The sequence below is a fragment of the Psychrobacter sp. TWP2-1-2 genome (genome assembly GCF_049896785.1).
GTDB lineage: Bacteria > Pseudomonadota > Gammaproteobacteria > Pseudomonadales > Moraxellaceae > Psychrobacter.
This window is the reverse complement of the sequence record NZ_JAFCVA010000001.1, coordinates 355,711-374,187: the sequence shown is the minus strand read 5'-3', so window position 1 is coordinate 374,187 and position 18,477 is coordinate 355,711. Positions and strand designations below refer to the sequence as shown.

The 18,477-nt window shown below is 43.6% G+C and carries 16 protein-coding genes; 10 read left to right on the top strand and 6 right to left on the bottom strand.

Features of this window, described 5'->3' with window-relative positions; translation table 11 throughout:
- Nucleotides 1-207 precede the first annotated feature (207 nt).
- The gene (locus ACP7AE_RS01505; RefSeq protein ID WP_426241110.1) at nt 208-606 is read left to right on the top strand and encodes a DUF4377 domain-containing protein; all 399 of its coding nucleotides are present in this window, start codon (nt 208-210) and stop codon (nt 604-606) included.
- A gap of 142 nt (nt 607-748) precedes the next feature.
- Here the strand turns inward: ACP7AE_RS01505 and ACP7AE_RS01500 are convergent, their stop codons facing one another.
- Nucleotides 749-2,182, bottom strand: a complete 1,434-nt coding sequence (locus ACP7AE_RS01500) for an L-serine ammonia-lyase (RefSeq protein ID WP_426241109.1) — start codon at nt 2,180-2,182, stop codon at nt 749-751.
- A gap of 539 nt (nt 2,183-2,721) precedes the next feature.
- On the opposite strand from ACP7AE_RS01500, the gene ACP7AE_RS01495 reads away from it, so the two are divergent.
- A complete protein-coding gene (locus ACP7AE_RS01495) occupies nt 2,722-4,155 on the top strand; it encodes a solute carrier family 23 protein (protein ID WP_426241108.1) in 1,434 nt (477 codons plus the stop codon).
- Nucleotides 4,156-4,303: 148 nt separating this feature from the next.
- Here ACP7AE_RS01495 and ACP7AE_RS01490 read toward each other — a convergent pair whose 3' ends face one another.
- Nucleotides 4,304-5,236: a DMT family transporter gene (locus ACP7AE_RS01490; protein ID WP_426241107.1), complete on the bottom strand. Its 933-nt coding sequence runs from the start codon at nt 5,234-5,236 to the stop codon at nt 4,304-4,306.
- 404 nt (nt 5,237-5,640) lie between these two features.
- On the opposite strand from ACP7AE_RS01490, the gene ACP7AE_RS01485 reads away from it, so the two are divergent.
- Nucleotides 5,641-6,642: a WG repeat-containing protein gene (locus ACP7AE_RS01485; RefSeq protein WP_426241106.1), complete on the top strand. Its 1,002-nt coding sequence runs from the start codon at nt 5,641-5,643 to the stop codon at nt 6,640-6,642.
- Nucleotides 6,643-6,775: 133 nt separating this feature from the next.
- Here the strand turns inward: ACP7AE_RS01485 and ACP7AE_RS01480 are convergent, their stop codons facing one another.
- Nucleotides 6,776-7,804, bottom strand: coding sequence for an alpha/beta fold hydrolase (locus ACP7AE_RS01480; RefSeq protein ID WP_201539193.1), 1,029 nt, complete (start codon nt 7,802-7,804; stop codon nt 6,776-6,778).
- 27 nt (nt 7,805-7,831) lie between these two features.
- The gene (locus ACP7AE_RS01475; protein WP_011280463.1) at nt 7,832-7,996 is read right to left on the bottom strand and encodes a rubredoxin; all 165 of its coding nucleotides are present in this window, start codon (nt 7,994-7,996) and stop codon (nt 7,832-7,834) included.
- A 355-nt stretch (nt 7,997-8,351) separates the two neighbouring features.
- On the opposite strand from ACP7AE_RS01475, the gene ACP7AE_RS01470 reads away from it, so the two are divergent.
- The gene (locus ACP7AE_RS01470; RefSeq protein WP_055124107.1) at nt 8,352-8,921 is read left to right on the top strand and encodes an adenine phosphoribosyltransferase; all 570 of its coding nucleotides are present in this window, start codon (nt 8,352-8,354) and stop codon (nt 8,919-8,921) included.
- Between the two features lie 98 nt (nt 8,922-9,019).
- Here the strand turns inward: ACP7AE_RS01470 and ACP7AE_RS01465 are convergent, their stop codons facing one another.
- Both ACP7AE_RS01465 and ACP7AE_RS01460 read right to left on the bottom strand, forming a co-directional pair.
- A complete protein-coding gene (locus ACP7AE_RS01465) occupies nt 9,020-9,496 on the bottom strand; it encodes a hypothetical protein (protein ID WP_055124106.1) in 477 nt (158 codons plus the stop codon).
- A 142-nt stretch (nt 9,497-9,638) separates the two neighbouring features.
- Entirely contained in the window at nt 9,639-10,580 is a 942-nt protein-coding gene (locus tag ACP7AE_RS01460; protein ID WP_426241105.1) for a transaldolase, read from the bottom strand.
- Nucleotides 10,581-11,101: 521 nt separating this feature from the next.
- Here ACP7AE_RS01460 and pheA point away from each other — a divergent pair.
- The 6 genes from pheA to ACP7AE_RS01430 all read left to right on the top strand — a co-directional run bounded on the left by pheA (nt 11,102) and on the right by ACP7AE_RS01430 (nt 18,428).
- A complete protein-coding gene (gene pheA, locus ACP7AE_RS01455) occupies nt 11,102-12,283 on the top strand; it encodes a prephenate dehydratase (RefSeq protein ID WP_045455471.1) in 1,182 nt (393 codons plus the stop codon).
- 163 nt (nt 12,284-12,446) lie between these two features.
- Complete coding sequence (gene hisC, locus ACP7AE_RS01450) at nt 12,447-13,589, top strand: histidinol-phosphate transaminase (RefSeq protein WP_087815303.1); 1,143 nt, start codon at nt 12,447-12,449, stop codon at nt 13,587-13,589.
- Nucleotides 13,590-13,775: 186 nt separating this feature from the next.
- On the top strand, nt 13,776-16,112 hold the full coding sequence (locus ACP7AE_RS01445; protein ID WP_426241171.1) for a bifunctional prephenate dehydrogenase/3-phosphoshikimate 1-carboxyvinyltransferase: 2,337 nt from the start codon (nt 13,776-13,778) through the stop codon (nt 16,110-16,112).
- 307 nt (nt 16,113-16,419) lie between these two features.
- Nucleotides 16,420-17,382: an EamA family transporter RarD gene (gene rarD / locus ACP7AE_RS01440; protein ID WP_055124102.1), complete on the top strand. Its 963-nt coding sequence runs from the start codon at nt 16,420-16,422 to the stop codon at nt 17,380-17,382.
- Between the two features lie 49 nt (nt 17,383-17,431).
- The gene (gene folB / locus ACP7AE_RS01435) at nt 17,432-17,842 is read left to right on the top strand and encodes a dihydroneopterin aldolase (protein ID WP_426241104.1); all 411 of its coding nucleotides are present in this window, start codon (nt 17,432-17,434) and stop codon (nt 17,840-17,842) included.
- Nucleotides 17,832-18,428, top strand: coding sequence for a 2-amino-4-hydroxy-6-hydroxymethyldihydropteridine diphosphokinase (locus tag ACP7AE_RS01430; RefSeq protein WP_426241103.1), 597 nt, complete (start codon nt 17,832-17,834; stop codon nt 18,426-18,428). Before folB ends, ACP7AE_RS01430 begins: the two co-directional genes overlap by 11 nt.
- The last annotated feature ends 49 nt before the right edge of the window (nt 18,429-18,477 follow it).

Here is an 18,477-nt window from a genome sequence, read left to right as displayed (position 1 = left end):
TAGACGACATTATTGAGACGTAATAGGTTTATTCGGTAAAGCTAAATCAGGTGAATACTCTTGCTTGGCTCAATATCGACAGTAGTATTACACCCATCGCAAAAATTGACTGATATTTTTAAAATATATTTACCAGCATGATGTGTCCAAAACAATAATCTCAAACCATCAATAATGTATTTATAACCATTAACTGAGGATTTAATAATGAAAAAATTAGTACTTGCAGCAGTAATGACCGCCTTTGCCCTGTCAGGTTGCTCTACCATGGGTATGGATAACGAACGTACGATGGTTGTCGATGGGCAACCTATGAATGTTAAAGTGGTTAACATTCCAAGTTTTAAAATAGAAGTAGCACCACTGAAAGCCGTCTGTGAGCTGTCAACAGCTGAGGGTACTAAGGTTGAAGCAGAATGCTTACAGTATCGTCAGACTTATCAGAAAAACTACACACCTTTAAACGGCAATATTCAGGGCTTTACTTATGAGCCAAACTATCGTTATATTCTAGATGTTCGCCAAGAAGTCATGATGGATGAAAATACTAACATGACTAAGCCAGTTTGGATTCTAAACGAAGTGGTTTCAAAAACAGCTGAGTAATGAATCATTGAGTATGTCTAGTTAACAAGCATATTTAACCAAAATAAAAAAGACCTCTAATGAAGAATTAGAGGTCTTTTTTTATTTCAGCAAATACTTGGAAATGTGATGTCAGGATAAGCTATATTAAACAATCGTTATGTTAGCACTGACTATATTTTACACTGACGCCATGAGTGGCAGTAGGAATACGATTGTCTGCATAAACGGCAAGACCGCCTCGTGAGGTTTCTTTGTATTTATCTAGCATATCCGCACCAGTGACTTTCATGGTTTCAATCACTTTATCTAAAGAGACAAAGTGCTGTCCATTACCACGGCAAGCAAGTCGCGCCGCATTGACAGCTTTGACGGCGCCCATGGCATTGCGCTCGATACAAGGCACTTGCACTAGACCACCAACAGGGTCGCATGTTAGACCTAAGTTATGCTCAATACCAATTTCGGCCGCATTAAGGCATTTAGCTGGATCACCGCCTAAGATTTCTGCCAATGCAGAAGCTGCCATGGCACAAGCAGAACCAACTTCACCTTGGCAACCAACTTCAGCGCCAGAGATGGAGGCATTTTGTTTGATTAAACTGCCAATAGCAGTCGCATTTAACAAAAACTTGCGTGCACCATCTTGGCTATAGCTTGATAAAAAGTCGCGATAATAATGCATCACCGCAGGAATAATACCTGCTGCACCGTTGGTGGGGGCAGTGACGACATTTCCGCCATTGGCATTTTCTTCATTGACAGCCAATGCATATAAATCAATCCAGTCCATGGCAGCGAGTTTGTCATTTTTGGTAATGGGTTGGTTTTTCTCGGCGCACAATTGTAGATGTAATGCTTGGGCACGGCGTTTTACATCCAAGCCACCAGGTAATATGCCACTGTTTTGACAGCCTCGCGTCACGCAGTCCTGCATTGACTCCCAAATAGAGTCTAAGTAAGCAAAAACTTCTGATTGATTGCGGTAATGACATTCATTTGCCAATACCAATTCACTCACGCTCAAGTGGTGTTGACGACATTGCTCTAGCAATTCTGCGGCGCTATTAAAAGGGTAAGGAATGGCGTCAATGGTCGGCGTGGCGTTATCTTCATCTGGATTGGTGGCATCTTCTTCATTGATAACAAAGCCGCCACCTACCGAATAATAGGTTTGTTGATAATGACTGCCGTCGGTCAATAATGCACGGATAGTCAAGGCATTAGGATGGTAGGGCAAAACGGTTTCGTCATACCAATGAATATCGCGCTCTGTCTCAAAGGCAATAACATGCGTGCCTGCTATATTGAGCTGTTTGTCTGAAAAAATCGATGACAAATATTGACTGGTCAAACGGGTATCTATCGTACTAGGAGCATGCCCAAGCAGCCCTAATAATATAGCAGTATCGGTTGCATGCCCTTTGCCTGTGGCTGCCAAAGAGCCATAAAGCTCAATTTCAACGCCTGTAATAGCCGTCAGCTCTGTTTGCTTGGTTAATGAGCCCAAAAAAAGATTGGCGGCGACCATGGGTCCTACCGTGTGTGAGCTTGATGGGCCAATACCAATTTTAAATAAATCAAAAACACTAATCATAATAACTTACCAAGTTTTTTAAGTGCACTAACATGTTGTATAGCTGCTTTAGGCACTTTCATTGAGGATATAACAGGCAGCTCTCGCTTATAGCACCGACAAAGGTGTAGAGGAAGCACCGCCCATGGAAGTATTAACGCAAAAGAGGAAAAATGGTGATTGAATAATAACTTTTATTTGTTTTGAAACTCCGCTATCATGCTCGGAGCTAATGGCTATGTAACATCCTGTAAGTTGATTGTCGCTGCAGAGTACACTGAGTCATAAGCGACCATAACCATTTTTTAGTTAAACATATCCGACCACATACATCTACCAAAACATGGTCATCATACCAAATAATACTTTTGGTTTGCCATATTGCAACATAAATGAATGAGTCAGGGCGACATATTATAAATGAAATGATGCGGATTTTACTCGTTATCATAATTTCTAGCCACATATTCTTGCCGATTGATGCTCTGATTTAACTCGATTTTTATTTTTCATTTACTGTTGTCTATTATTTTAGCCCAGTTTACATAGGACAAGCGTGTATGCCCTCTCAAAAAGACCCTTCCTCGCCTTTAGAAAACAGCACTCAAGCACCATCTGCTGAACATGGATTAGAGGCTGCGGCGATCAGTCCTCCGTACAATCCAGACTTTGAAAATGGACGCTGGTTTCCGACATGGCGTCCTTATCAAGGCGATTTAGATCGTGATCCAGTCGGTATCAATGAATATCTGCCACCGTCAAAAAGCGTGCTATTAGGTGTACAGCATACTTTTGCGATGTTTGGTGCGACCGTGCTTGCGCCGCTGTTAATGGGCTTTGATCCCAACTTAGCCATTTTGATGTCAGGTATCTGTACGGTGATGTTTTTTCTGATCACTGGTGGGCGCATGCCGAGCTATTTGGGCTCAAGTTTTGCTTTCATTGGTCCTGTTATCGCTGTGACAGCTTATGCAGGCGCAGGGTTCAATGGTAATTTGAATGTCGCTTTGGGCGGCATCATGGCTTGCGGTATCATTTATGCGTTAATTGGGCTGCTGGTGATGAAAACGGGTACTGGCTGGATTGAGCGTTTGATGCCGCCTATCGTTACTGGTGCTATCGTGATGATTATTGGTCTTAATTTAGCGCCAGTGACCATTCAAGGGGTGTCTGCCAATCAGTTTGATGCTTGGATGGCTACCTTGACCGTATTACTCATCAGTGGTGTGGCTGTTTTTACACGTGGTATGCTGCGTCGTCTGTTATTATTGGTTGGTTTAATATTATCCTATTTTGCCTATTTTATCATGACCAACATCATGGGTTTTGGCGCAGCGATTGACTTTAGTGGTGTGTCAGCTGCTTCGTGGTTTGGCTTACCTAGTATCCATACGCCTCGCTTTGAGATGAGTGCTATTATTCTGATTGCGCCTGTGGCCTTTATTTTGGTGGCTGAAAACTTAGGGCATTTTAAGGCTGTCGAAGGTATGACCAAAGCTCGTGTAACGCCTTATATGGGTCGAGCATTTTTTGCTGATGGTTTGGCAACCACTTTTTCAGCAGGATTTGGCGGTACTGGTGTAACGACTTATGCTGAAAACATCGGTGTGATGGCGGTGACTAAGGTATATAGCACAACAATATTTGTCGTGGCAGGCGTAGTGGCTATTTTATTGGGGCTATCACCAAAATTTGGTGCCATCATTCAGACGATACCAGCGGCTTTATTGGGCGGTGCGTCCATTGTGGTGTTTGGTTTGATTGCTATTGCAGGGGTCAAAATTTGGATAGACAGTCGTATCGACTTTAGCAAAAACAGCAATCTAATTATCGCGGCTGTGACCGTTATCATGGGTACGGGTAATTTTAGTTTGCATTTAGGCGGCTTTGATTTGGGCGGTATCGGTACGGCGACTTTGGCAGCGATTGTCTTAAATGCGTTATTTAATCAAGGATCTGAAGCGAAGGCCGCTCATCAATCATTGGCTAAGTAATCAGCTTTTATGATGCTTAGGTTTTAAACCTATCAGTTAATGACGGTAACAGCGTATATCACTCCATAAAAAGCGCCCATGCTATTCGGTAGCATGGGCGCTTTTTATGGAGTGGCAACAAGTGCATGATAAAAATGCAGAATAAAAGCTATTTGTAGTCTCGCTTGTAAAATTTTGAGAAAAACCGATAACGTCGTAGGGCGCGCGGCTTAGGTTTCAGTGAACCCAAATAGATTGCAAACATGGTCAACAGAGCACCGCTCCACTGTAAGCTATTAATCGGTTTGTCCAGCCAGCTATAATCAATGACCAATGCGGCAATGGGTTCTGATAATAATAATAATCCAGTTAACGCCAAAGACAGTTTAGGAATGGAATAGGCAATTAGTCCCCACGCCAAGCACTGCATCACTGTGCCGTAGATAAGCACCCAGCCAATTTCAGACCAAGTATTTGGCAAAATATGGCCACTATCCAACACAAACATAGGAATAATCATCGCCAATACACCACCGATACTAATCAGCTGCATCAGCATAAATATGGGTGTGGGTTCAGTATCATGGGTCTTACGGATAAAGGTCATCGATGCCGCCAGCATTGCCCCTGAGACGATACCAGTGATGAACCCCCAAGTGGCGGCACTGTTATGCGCAAACTCAGGACTGCCTATCATGGCCACACCAAACATGGCTAAAAACAAACTGATGAGCTGCAATATAGATTGGCGCTCGTTAAAATATAAAAACCCAATGGCGGCTAAAAAGAAAATCTGTAGGCTATTCAATAAAGTTGAGATGCCAGGGCCGACCGCATAAATACTCTCGTGCCAGAGCGCCAGATCTAAGCCTAAAAAGACACCTGATAATAAACCATAAAAAATAGCGCGCCTTGAGCGGGGTAGACGCTGTCCCATGATTTTGGCCAATACAGCGAATACGACACCTGAAATAGCCAAGCGCCAAAATGCCATTGCCCAACCGCCAATATCAACGTGAGCGACTATCAAACTACCCAGACCAAAGATAATACAACCAATGACCAACCCAGTAGAGGCAGAGCGTGAAGAAGCAATCGCCATATAATGTCCTTATATCCGTATTATTATTTTATCTTACTGTATCAACGATAACGCCAATGAATATTGACGCTAATACAAGCCGTATTGTCTAGGTTTTGACGCTAAAATGAAATGGTCAAACCATCATTTATGCTTATTGTTTGATTTATTATCACGATATCAGGTTTTATCTCTGTATATGCTAGGTATAAAATCAATGATGACCTTAAGCTTCTCTCATATAAGAAAATCTCTATAACAATACGAATATATGGTGGAGACATCCTTACAGGAACGATGTTGGCGTGGATATCACTATTTGTTAATCTAGTGGTTTATAATCACTGTAGTGGCACAATAAAACAGGATAGTTTCTTATTAGTCTTTACATCAAGTACTTCAATATCATTAGCCTAGGTTCATCTATGTTGCGACGTTCATTATCCCTACAACAACTACCATTGATATCTGGTTTTGCTATCATCATCTTTGCTATTACGCTATTTATGGCGCCAAGCGTACAAGCGGCCAGTTGCAAAATTCCAAAAAGTTATTATAAAAACGTGGATTGTACGGCAAATAGCGGCTATTTTTTGGCGACAAAAGATTTCGGCGCGCCAGTTGCTCTGATTAATAGTAAGGGCAAAAGCGTCGTTGATTTATCACGTTATCAAAAAGTCGATGCCAGTAAGATATCGGCAGGTTTACTGCCTGTACTGCGCAATGGTCATGTCGGTTATCTTAATATGCAAGGTCGTGAAGTAGTACCTGCGATGTATGATGTGCTTAAAGAAGGACAGGGTTGGGCGCGTCCCGTCTCTAACGGGCGTATCGTGGTAAAGCAGGATGGTAAATATGGGGTCATTACTACTAGTAATAAAACCATCGTGCCGTTTTCGTCCGCGATTAGTGACATTGATGATTACCAAAATGGTATCGCCCGTGTACGTAAAAATCAAGCGATCAGTTGGATTGATGAAAACGGCAAAACGACCAGTGACCCAAATGGTAGTAATAACGAGCAATCCACGACGCCACGAGCACCTGCCAGCGCTAATGGCAATGCATCCTCATCCAACCAGACACTTTCCAATCGTTTTACGATGCTACAACCGCGTCAGCAAGATGGCAAATGGGGATTTATCGATGACAATAATGTGACCATGATTACCTATTCTTTTGACGAGGTGCGTCCCTTTGCCGAAGGCTTGGCTGGCGTGCGCATCGATGAGAACTGGGGCTTTGTTAATCTTGGTGGCGAGTTGGTGATTCCTTTTCGCTTTGCCAATAGCGGTGTGTCGGCTGGTGATCTTTATCAAGGCAAACCCGCCTTTACATTTATTGGTGGTAAAGCGTGGATTGGTAATCTAAAAAACGGCAATAAAATGTGTATCGATAAGGAGGGCACAGGAGTAGGCTGTGATTAAGCGGCGCGTCCAAATCTAAAGACTTACATGATCTAATGACCTAGGTAAAATTACTAGCATAAAAAAGAGCGTAAAACCTATGAGTCAATAGTAGGATTTACGCTCTTTTTTATGGATTGTGTGACAACTAAAACTATTCGTCTAATAAATGATTACTGATTAAATCCACCATATAAGGTTGATAGTATTCAGGAATATCATGCGCCATGCCTTCGATTAAATGAAACTTGGCATTCGGAATGGTCTTGGCAACCACGCGACCTTGTGAGGCGGGCAGTAGTCCATCTGCGCTACCATGCAGTACGATAGTCGGTGCTTTGACTTGCTTGCTAAACCGGCTAATAGAGCCTGATGCCAAGATAGCATTGAGCTGTTGTACCGTGCCGAGAGGATGAAAGTTGCGCTGATAACGCAATTTGGCAATTTCACGCACCATACGTACGTTGACATGCCCAGGCGTACCGACTGTCTTCATAAACCACACGCTGTGGCGCACGATATCGCGCTCAGAATGACTTTCAGGGCGGTTGATCAGGGTATATAGCTGCTTAGGTTTTGGTGGTTTTAAAAATGCACGGTTGGTCGTGGTAAACATCAACGCCATACGCTGCACTAAACTTGGATAACGTGCCGCTACGATTTGCGCAATCATGCCGCCCATCGAAGCGCCAATCAGATGGGTTTTGCCCAACTGCAATGCTTTAATCAAACGAACAGTATCTTCTGCCATATCCGTTAAATTATAAGCAACTTGCGTACCTTTATTGGACAACCCGGTTTGCAGGCGCATCATCATTTTTAGCTGACTGATACGCGGTAGTCCATCAATCTGCACTTTAGAAGACAGACCAATATCACGATTATCAAAACGAATGACAAAAAACCCGGCATCAATAAGGCGCTTGATAAAATTATCTGGCCAAAATATCATCTGTGAGCCAAGTCCCATAATCATGAGCAGTGGTGGATTATTAGGATTGCCACCTGCCTCAACACACAGCTCAATGCCATCGCCGATATCAATCATTGATTGATACAGATGCTTGCTAAGGTCAGAGTCTCGCCATTGGTGCGCGCCAAACTTTTGCCACTCAGGAGTAGGGTAGCCACCTAAGTCTTGTTGTAGTGTTGCCGATGGTTTGATGTCATTCGATGTTGTCATGAAGTGTCCTAATTAGAGGGTCGTCTATTACAGCTCAAGCATCTCAAAATCAAGCTTGCCCACACCGCACTCTGGGCAGGTCCAATCATCAGGGATGTCATCCCACTTGGTGCCTGGGGCAATCCCTTCTTCGGGACAGCCGAGTGCTTCATCATATATCCAGCCGCAGACGATACATTCATAACGTTTCATAAATAGTCCTATCGAGCATTATCAGTGTTTATAATCCGTGTTACAGGGTGTTTTTAACGTTCATATTTACAATCACAGCCGCTAGATGAGACTGTAAAAGCGCACATAGTTTAGCATATAACCGTGATTTTCGTCGTTAAGTTTACACTTGTATATTGAGATTGATTGGTTTTTATCAAGGGGTTTAGGTCTTCTGTCTGTCAGTAAGCACCTGTACGCTTACGCGCTCAACTGCGATATTTCTATCAATTATGTTATAATAAGCGCCGCTAAATTCACAGTATTAGCCATCATTTATTGTTGATAGATTATTATCTAAATTACATTATCTAAGTCATATAAGCTAAGGGTTACCATGAGCATAAATGCTGCCGCTACATCTAAAAATGTCGAAAATGAGTCGTCTAATAAGCTCAATACGGATCATCCCTTTTGGCAAGTGATTCGCACAGTACCAGACTTCCCGAAAGTCGGCATTGATTTTTATGATATTACGCCGTTACTGCGCAGTCATATTAATGAGGTGATAGATGCATTGCTCGCCGCACTGCCTGAAGGCGTGATGGATGAGGTAGATTGTCTAGGGGCAGTTGAAGCGCGTGGTTTTGTCTTTGCAAGTTTGCTTGCAGGTCGATTGGGCAAAGGGATGATTTTGCTACGTAAACCCGGTAAACTGCCACCGCCCGTTGCCAATAAAGCGTATGCTCTAGAATATGGTAAGGACACGCTTGAGATGCAAAACAATCTACCGCCTGAGCGCGTGCTATTGGTCGATGATATTTTAGCCACAGGCGGCACTTTAACCACCGCTTATGAGTTGTGTAAATCGGCAGATCATACTGTAGTGGGGGCGTTAGTATTGCTAGATTTGGTTGATTTGCATGGCGAATTTCCAGTGCCTGTCTATACGGTCTTAAAGGCTTAAAACTGGCAACGCTTAGTGAATAGCGTGAAATGAAGCAATCAAAAAAGCGCGCTGAATGAGTTTAGCGCGCTTTTTTGATTGCCTGTATTTGCTTTGTCTTAACGTACGTTACTTGTCTTGCTGGTAAGGTAAGTTTTACACGCCTGTTCTATTAGCATGCGACTAATCGTTTTTGGCTTGGTTATCTTAAAATCTTTGGTGGTTAATATGGGTTTTTCTGATTGCCAAGATTCTAATACCTTGTTATTGGCATCATAGTTAACGTAAGCGCGTCTATAGTAACTGGCGTCTTTGCAAGAGATGAGCAATTGCTGATCGCTATGATGAATCGCTTTTTCTTTACCTTCCTTATCTACTTTTGTTTCATCTTTTTGTGCAGGGTATGTTCTGCGGATAGATACGGTGATGTTTTCGACACTTTTTTCGTCTATGATATTGATGTCGGAGCTTTCAATAGAGTCTAAGTCTAAGCTAAAAATTGATCCAGTAGGACTTTCTGATATTTTTGACCAGTTCACTGCATGCGTGCTGACTGCTAGAACACCACCCACTAATAACACTGATAGCCGTTTCATAATCAAGCCTTGCTTCTTGTTGTGAGAAGTGAGCCATGATAGCCAACTTACTATTAGCAGGCAAATTTCTTTTATAACCTGCGACTGAGGTTTGTAAAGTGCTGATCATATTCATCACCGTTTATATCGCTCGACGCTCATATCAATGACGCATCGCTGCTAACATCTGAGCAAGCTCATCACGAGCACCAATAAAGCCGTCGATACCTTTTGGTAATAAATCTTGTGTAACCGTGTCTTGCTGATAGGCGCTACTATATTCCTCTCGCGTTAGACTCACGCGTTTCATGTCGGCTACATCTAATGACATGCTAGGTGACAGTTGCTGTATCACCTCAGTATCCATCGCTGCCAGAGCGTCGATAAGGTCAGGCGCGATGGTCAATAGATCACACCCTGCTAGCGCCAATATCTGTTCAGTCGAGCGGAAGCTTGCGCCCATCACTTGCGTATTATAGTTATGCTGCTTGTAGTATTGATAAATACGCTTTACAGACTGCACGCCCATATCATCAAAAGCGGGCACGTTTTGACGATTTTGTTGGCGTTTTTGCCAGTCTAAAATACGACCAACGAAAGGCGATATCAATGTCACGCCTGCATCCGCACAGGCAATTGCTTGATGCTGCCCAAATAACAACGTTAAATTGCAGTGAATATTTTGAGTTTCAAGATAGCGTGCTGCCTCAATACCTTGCCATGTCGCGGCCATCTTAATTAATACGCGCTCTGAGTTAACCCCTGCTTTTTGGTAAGCTTCCATAAATGCTAAGGCTTTATCAATCGTCGCCTGAGTGTCATAAGACAAACGAGCATCCACTTCGGTAGAGACGCGGCCTTGGATAAGCTCTAAAATATCACAGCCAACCTGAATGGTCAGCGCGTCAATCACTGCATCTATATTGCCACTATGACGACTCATGGTTTCTGACAGCATGCCTTGGTTGTCAGGATGGAGGAGTGCTTTAGTAATGAGGCTTGGATTGGTGGTCGCATCGATAGGTTTTAAGCGCGCAATGGCGGCAAGGTCACCAGTATCAGCGACAATGGTGGTCATGGTACGAAGCTGTTGTAATGCGCTCATCATATATCCTTTTTGATCAAAAACAGATTGTGTTCAGTTACGTGGCGATTTTCTACTTTATAGTGCTATTTGCTATCAGTTTTAGACTGTAACATAGTTTTGAGTGGATGTTCCTTCATAGTTTTGCCGTGCATCGCTGCCATATTGCCTCTGTTTGCCAATATTGACGAATTTACGCGCATTTACACATGGGCACTGTCGATAGTTTTTGTTATAGTAGAGCGGGTCAGCGATCTGGCTGCTACATTTGCATGCTGGTGTGTGTGACTAACATACGGCAATAGTAGACGACAACGCTAGCAGTGCAGGGTGTTTTTGAGAGACTGCTTGCTATGTTAGTGTGATTCCTATCGAATATCATTGCTAGTATGCTTGACACCTCTGACCGTCATTGAGTGCTGATTCAATAATGAGATGATTGGTTGTCGATAATTAGCAATACTTAAAGACTTCAAAGTTAAAAAAGCAGTACCTAACTAGTAAAAAACTCAGTAATAATTTTAGAAAAAGGATAGGCGGTAATGAGTGAGCAGTCATCAGAGCAAAATATGGATAAGCTAAATCAAGCCATCGCAGGGGCTAACGATACTGCAACTGAAAAAGCGTTTTTGGACGATATTCGCCAAAGTATTGATACAGTAGACTGCGAAATCCAGACATTGATTAATAACCGTGCCAAGTTGGCTCAGCAAGTGGCCGCAGTAAAGAAACAACACATTGTCAATAACCCGACTGCCGACAATAGTAATCCTATTTTTTATCGCCCTGAGCGTGAAGCGCAAGTGCTAAAAGCGGTGATGGAACGCAACACAGGTCCGATCGCTGATGACAAAATGGCGCGGTTGTTCCGTGAAATCATGTCGGTCTGCCTTGACTTAGAGGCACCGCAGCGCATTGCTTTCTTGGGACCAGTAGGTACTTTTACTCATGCTGCTGCGCTCAAACATTTCGGTAAAGCCGCTGATACCGTACCAATGACCACCATCACTGATGTATTCCGTGAAGTTGAAGCAGGCACAGCGATGTATGGTGTGGTGCCAGTCGAAAACTCGTCTGAGGGTGTGGTCAACCATACGTTAGATGGCTTTTTGTCTTCTACCTTAAAGATAATTGGAGAAGTTGAGCTGCCGATTCATCAGAATTTCTTGGTCGCTGAGCATACCAAACTTGATGGTTTAAGCCGTATTTACTCGCATCAGCAGTCACTAGCGCAGTGTCGTCATTGGCTCGATGTCAATTATCCTAATGTCGAGCGCGTGGCGGTATCGAGCAACGGCGAAGCGGCCCGCCGCTTGAAAAATGAATGGCATTCAGCGGCAATTGCAGGTGATGTGGCTGCTGCTGAATATGGCTTGCATAAGCTATATTCAAATATCGAAGACAACCCGAGCAATACCACGCGATTCCTTATCATCGGTCATGAAGCGATTGCGCCATCAGGTCAGGATAAAACGTCTATCGTCGTATCAGCACATGACAAAGCGGGCGCATTGATCGAGATTTTGAAGCCTTTGTCTTATCATGGCGTGTCGATGACCAGTATCGAAACCCGTCCTGAGCGTCCGAATAAGTGGGCATACGTATTCTTCATCGACATGAATGGTCATATTGACGAGCCAAACGTCAGCGCTGCTATCGCTGATATCCGTCCATTGGTAAAAGATGTGCGCGTTCTAGGTTCTTATCCAAAAGCAGTGCTATAGTCCCTCTACTGTAAAAGAGTCATGGCGTTTACCTCGCGTAAAGCATCACATAATCATCTGCACTCGGTTGCCTTGGTTCCCCTTGACTCGCTTTGAAATTGAACCAACGATATAACGCCGAATGGGTCACATCACTTGCCAAAATCATATCTAAGGATAAATCATGCCGTCATCTCATTCAGTAGAGTCAAATTTATCACCGCTTGTACCTGCCTATGATAGTATTTTAGAGCTGGTGCCTTATCAAACGGGCAAGCCGATTGAAGAGTTGACGCGTGAGTATGGCGTCTCAGATGTGGTAAAACTTGCCAGTAATGAAAACCCAAGAGGCTGCTCACCGCACGTCACGCTAGCGATTACTGAGCAATTGGGTCAGTTGGCACGTTATCCTGATGGCAACGGTTACTATCTAAAACAAGCACTGGCTGACTTCAATGATGTCAGTGTCGAGCAGATTACTTTGGGCAATGGCTCTGATGATTTGCTTGATATTTTAGCGCGTAGTTTTGCTGGTGCTGACGATGCTATCGTTTACAGTCAATATGCTTTTATCGTTTATCCGATGTTGGCTAAAATACAAGGGGCGACAGGTATAGAAGTGCCTGCCCATCGCTTTGGTCATGATCTAAAAGCGATGAGTCAAGCGGTTCAAGACAACCCCAATACTAAAATAGTCTTTATCGCCAATCCTAATAATCCAACTGGCACGCAGCTTGAACCTCAAGAGTTACGAGCATTTATGGCTAGTATACCAAGCTCGGTATTGGTGGTATTAGATGAGGCGTATATTGAATATAGCCCTGAGAGTAATAATCGGGCGTTGTTAGATGAATTTGATAATGTCGTCATCGTGCGCACTTTTTCCAAAGCTTATGGACTGGCGGGTTTACGTGTCGGTTATGCGCTTAGCTCAGTGGCTGTTGCGGACTTACTCAACCGAATCCGTCAACCATTTAACGTGAGTAGAGTGGCTTTAGCTGCTGCGGCTGCAGCACTTGCTGACTCAGACTTTATTGAAAAAACTCGTCTGATGAATGATGAGCAAATGCGCTGGTTAGAAAAGCAGTTTGACGCGTTAGGGTTGGGTTTCATTAAGTCGCATGCCAACTTTATTATGGTGGAAATAGCCGTTGAGATGGAAGACATCACCGCTGCTTCTATTCATCAAGCATTGCTAGAGCAGGGTGTTATCGTCCGTCCATTAGAGGGCTATGGCTTACCTCATTGGCTGCGTATCACAGTAGGGGTGGCAGAAGAAAATATGCGCCTGATTGATACACTGCGCTCAATCTTGACTGATAATTGATCAGAAGTATGTTAGGTCGTTTTGGATAAGTAAATAATTTATTAATCATTTTTATGACACTAGCGTTGGCTTGTTTTAGTCATTCTGACGCTAGTTTGTTTAACGAGAAAAGCCGTGAGTCGCCAGCAAAAAAATATAAGCAATCAAAACATAAGCAATCAAAACATAAGCAATCAAAACAATAATATGCAGTGTATGAATACTCAGCCGCCGTTATTTAAACAAATTTGTGTGATTGGTCTAGGGCTTATCGGTGCGAGCCTTGCCCAAGCCATTAAAGACAATGGTTTGAGTGAGCGCTTGGTGGCGGTTGATAGACATGTACCAAGCATCGACGAAGCCATTCAGCACGGCTTATTAGACGCTGGTAGTGCTGTCTTAAGTGAAGTAGTGTTTGGTAGTGATTTGATTGTTATCGCCGTACCAGTACAAGCGGTGCAAGCCGTATTTATTGATATCAAAGCAGCGATGGATAATGGACAACTTGCCACTGACTGCATCATTACTGATGTTTGTAGCACCAAGGTCAATATAATTGACGCTGCCAAAGCCGTCTTTGGCTCATTGCCTATAGGTCTTGTTCCAGCGCATCCGATTGCGGGTGCTGAGAATTCAGGATATCATGCCAGACGCGCGACATTGTTTGTTAATCATAGTGTCATTATTTGTGAGCTACCTACTACAAGCAATGTAGCGATTACCAAGCTGCGGCAGTTATGGGAAGCGGTGGGTGCAAACGTTATGTCAATGGATGCGGAACACCACGATCGTATATTGGCGCACACCAGTCATTTGCCACATTTGCTCGCGTTTAATTTGGTTGAGCAATTGGCGAGCCATGATGATAATTTAGATATGTTTCGCTATGCAGCGGGCGGCTTTCGTGACTTTAGCCGCATCGCTGCCAGTGATCCTAAAATGTGGCACGATATATTTTTTGCCAACGAAAGCGCGATTGTTAGCGCCCTTGATGAGTATGGCGTTTACCTACAGACCATGCGCCAGCTTATCATCGATAAAGATTCAACCGCCCTGATGGGACTTTTGGGCCGCGCGCAAGCCGCACGGCGACATTTTGGCCATATGTTAGCCAGCACCCCTTATACGGATACTTCTGCCATGTCAGCTTCTTATAATATTACTCCTAGCAATACTGTATTGGGCACTATTGCCATTCCTGGTGACAAGTCTATCTCGCATCGCAGCATTATGCTGGGCAGCCTTGCGACAGGCGTGACCAATGTCACTGGATTTTTGGAAGGGGAAGATGCGCTTGCCACCTTGCAAGCATTCCGTGATATGGGCGTGACCATTGAAGGGCCAGACAATGGCAAATTGACCATCCATGGCGTGGGTATGAACGGTCTGAAACCGAGTAAAACACCATTGTATATGGGCAACTCAGGTACTAGCATGCGCCTGCTGGCTGGTATTTTAGCGGCGCAATCATTTGACAGCGTGTTGACAGGTGATACCAGCCTGAACAAGCGCCCAATGGAGCGTGTGGCCGCACCTTTACGCGAGATGGGTGCAGTCATTCAAAGTACGGGTCATAGTGGTACGGCACCACTTAGTATCACTGGTCGAGCGACTATCGGTAAGCCATTACAAGGCATCGATTATGAGATGCCTGTGGCTTCTGCGCAGATTAAATCTTGCTTATTGTTGGCTGGACTTTGGGCAGAAGGCACCACAACCGTTACCCAACCGGAAGTCAGTCGAGACCATACCGAGCGTATGCTTTCAGCTTTTGGTTATCCAGTAACGGTTGATGGCAATCGTATCAGTGTAACCGGTGGCGGGCAACTCACAGGTGGTGATATCGCTGTCCCTGCTGATATATCCTCTGCGGCATTTTTTATGGTCGCTGCTGCGATCAGCCAAAATAGCGAGCTTACCTTGACGCAAGTAGGTATTAATCCGACACGCACGGGCATTATCGATATCTTAAAATTAATGCAAGCAGATATCAGCTTAAGTAATGAGACACATGTCGGCGGCGAGCCAGTCGCTGATATCACTATTCGTAGCTCAAGCCTAAAAGGTATTGAAATCCCAGAGCATTTAGTGCCATTAGCGATTGACGAATTTCCAGTATTGTTCATTGCTGCCAGCTGTGCGCAAGGTCGTACGGTGTTGACTGGTGCCAAAGAGCTGCGCGTAAAAGAGTCTGATCGTATTGCAGTCATGGCAGAAGGATTACAAACACTGGGTATTGATTGTACAGTGACGGAAGATGGGCTAATCATCGAAGGTAAAGGCATCGAAGGTAAAGGCATTGAAGGCGAAGGCATTGAAGGTCAAAATAGCAATGTCAATAATAGCCAGCCTGTCTTTGGTGGCGGTCATATTACCTCGCACCATGATCATCGCATTGCCATGAGTTTTGCAATTGCCAGCTTACGTGCATCCAAGCAAATTACTATTGAAGGTGTTGAAACCGTTAATACCAGTTTCCCAGGATTTGCAGAGCTTGCCAATCACATTGGAATGTCTATTAAAGTTGATAATGCCACGGTTTAATACCACAAACTATATTAACTTGCTGAATAGTATTATTGGCTTTTGCAACACTGAGCTTTAAAGTGCTGACTTGTAAAATGCTGGCTACAGCATTCAATAAAGTCTAAAAAGTTGCTTATCAGCCTTGATGTAAATGTTGTTTTTAAAGTTGTTATCGTTAGCAATGTGTTGATGCCTATATTGGCATGAGCGCATTGCTTTTTAACTTGTATCCTATCTGTAGTGACCCTGCGCTTTTGCCATTGAATTGATATAAAAATTAATATGGGGCAAGAGTGCGCTTTGCTCTAAAAAGTTGTACTGTACTATGACCACCCAAAACGTCATCAAAAAACCAGTTACGCCCATTAAAACAACCAGACGTGGCATCATCACCGCCCTCATTGCCTTTTTTATCTGGGGTGGGTTTCCATTATATTTTAAACAATTGGCCGCCTACGATGCGACCGAAATTATCGGTCACCGTATTATTTGGACGTTTGCTTGCTTGCTTATCGTGTTGGTAGTCACCAAGCGCTGGCAATGGATCGATACCTTAAAGAAAAATCCGAGATGGATCGCGTTCTCATTTATATCGGGTTTGATTATTGCCACCAACTGGCTCACTTATGTATGGGCCGTCAATCACGACCGTATTCTCGAAGCCAGTTTGGGTTATTTTATCGGACCATTGGTGGGCGTTGCGCTATCGATGATTTTATTCAAAGAGCGCTTACGTACGCTGCAATGGGTTGCTATTGGTTTCGCCTTATTATCCGTGGTCATTCAAGTAGTTATGATTGGTAGCTTGCCATGGATATCACTGATACTAGCCTTTAGTTTTAGTACTTATGGCACCATTCAACGGCAGACGCCTTTGACAGCTGTCGATGCTATGTTTGTCGAAACAACGATGTTGGTGCCGATTTGCTTATGGTGGTTCTGGCAAGCAGATGTGGTTAGCAGTCAATTGAGTTTTTGGTTTAGTCCCAATATTTGGCTACTAATGATCGCAGGGCCGATTACCTTGATACCGCTGTTATTGTTTAATAAATCTACCAAGCTCGTTGCTTATAGCATTTTAAGTTTTATGAATTATCTGACGCCGACCTTTATCTTCTTCTTAGCGGTGTTCTATTATAACGAGCCATTTGATTTACAACGTCTTGCAGTGTTTGGTCTGATTTGGTTTGGTCTGTTATTATTCAGCATTGACTTATGGCGTCATCGCCCTAGTAAAGCGCTAAAAGCCGCGCGTTTGCGTGAAGAGGCGTTGCAGAAAACCAATTAAAAACCTGAGTTCAAAATCTAATTGAAATTTAGTAAACAAGGATGAGAGCATGTTTCATACCGAATCTGATGTAGTATTTGTTAAAGGCTTGACAGTGGAAGCCGTCATCGGTGTTTATGCATGGGAGCGCGCAATCACGCAGCCGCTGCTGATTGATATAGCACTTGAAACAGATATCAACCGTGCGGCTATCTCAGATGATGTCAACGATGCGCTGAATTATAAAGCGGTTTGCGATGATGTGAGCGCGTGGTGCCAAGTGATTAAAGCTCAGTTGCTAGAGCATTTAGCGGGGCAAATCGCTGATAAGTTGCTTGCCAAATATAGCTGTCATAAAATCACTTTAAGCATTGCTAAGCCCACTGCTATCAAGCAGGCCGATGCGGTTGGGGTACAGATCACGCGTTATGCAACGGCCATTGAAGATAAGCCAGTTGTAAGCAAGGACGATGATGCATAATATGCATAAAAATTTGGCTGATTTGAGTCTTGAAACGCTAAAAAAGCAGACGCCTGAACTGTTGCAAACACAATCTGTGACGGCAGTATTATTGGCTTTAGGCAGTAATTATCAAGCTGAACATTATCTGCCGCTTGTCCGAAAGGATCTAGCGGCGCTAGGGGGAATACAGTTATCTACTGCATTTGAAAATCCTGACTTTACATCGACCGAAGCGCAACCAAAGCCCGATTATACCAATCAGTGCGTTTATTTGCGTTTGGGAGAGCCAATGACACTGCAACAGTTACAGCAGGTTTTTAAAGATCTTGAGGGTGACTGTCATAGGCAGCGTCTAACAGAAGCTCAGACGCCAATAAAAAAAGTTACGATGGATATCGATATTCTATTGATAGAAACGCTATTAATAGAAGTTGTTTCTGATGAAAATAGCCTAAGCAAAAATAAGGACTTTGAAGAGTCTAATTGGATTGTAATGGCAGATCGTTACCCATTCAAAGCGCATGAAAGAGCAGGGATAGAGGAGTTGATTAAAGGTCATTTTTTAAAAGGTCACATGAAGCAGCCCAGATGCTATTCTAAATAAATAAAAATTATTGAGGACACGCCTTAGTGTTTTTCTTAAAACCTCTCAA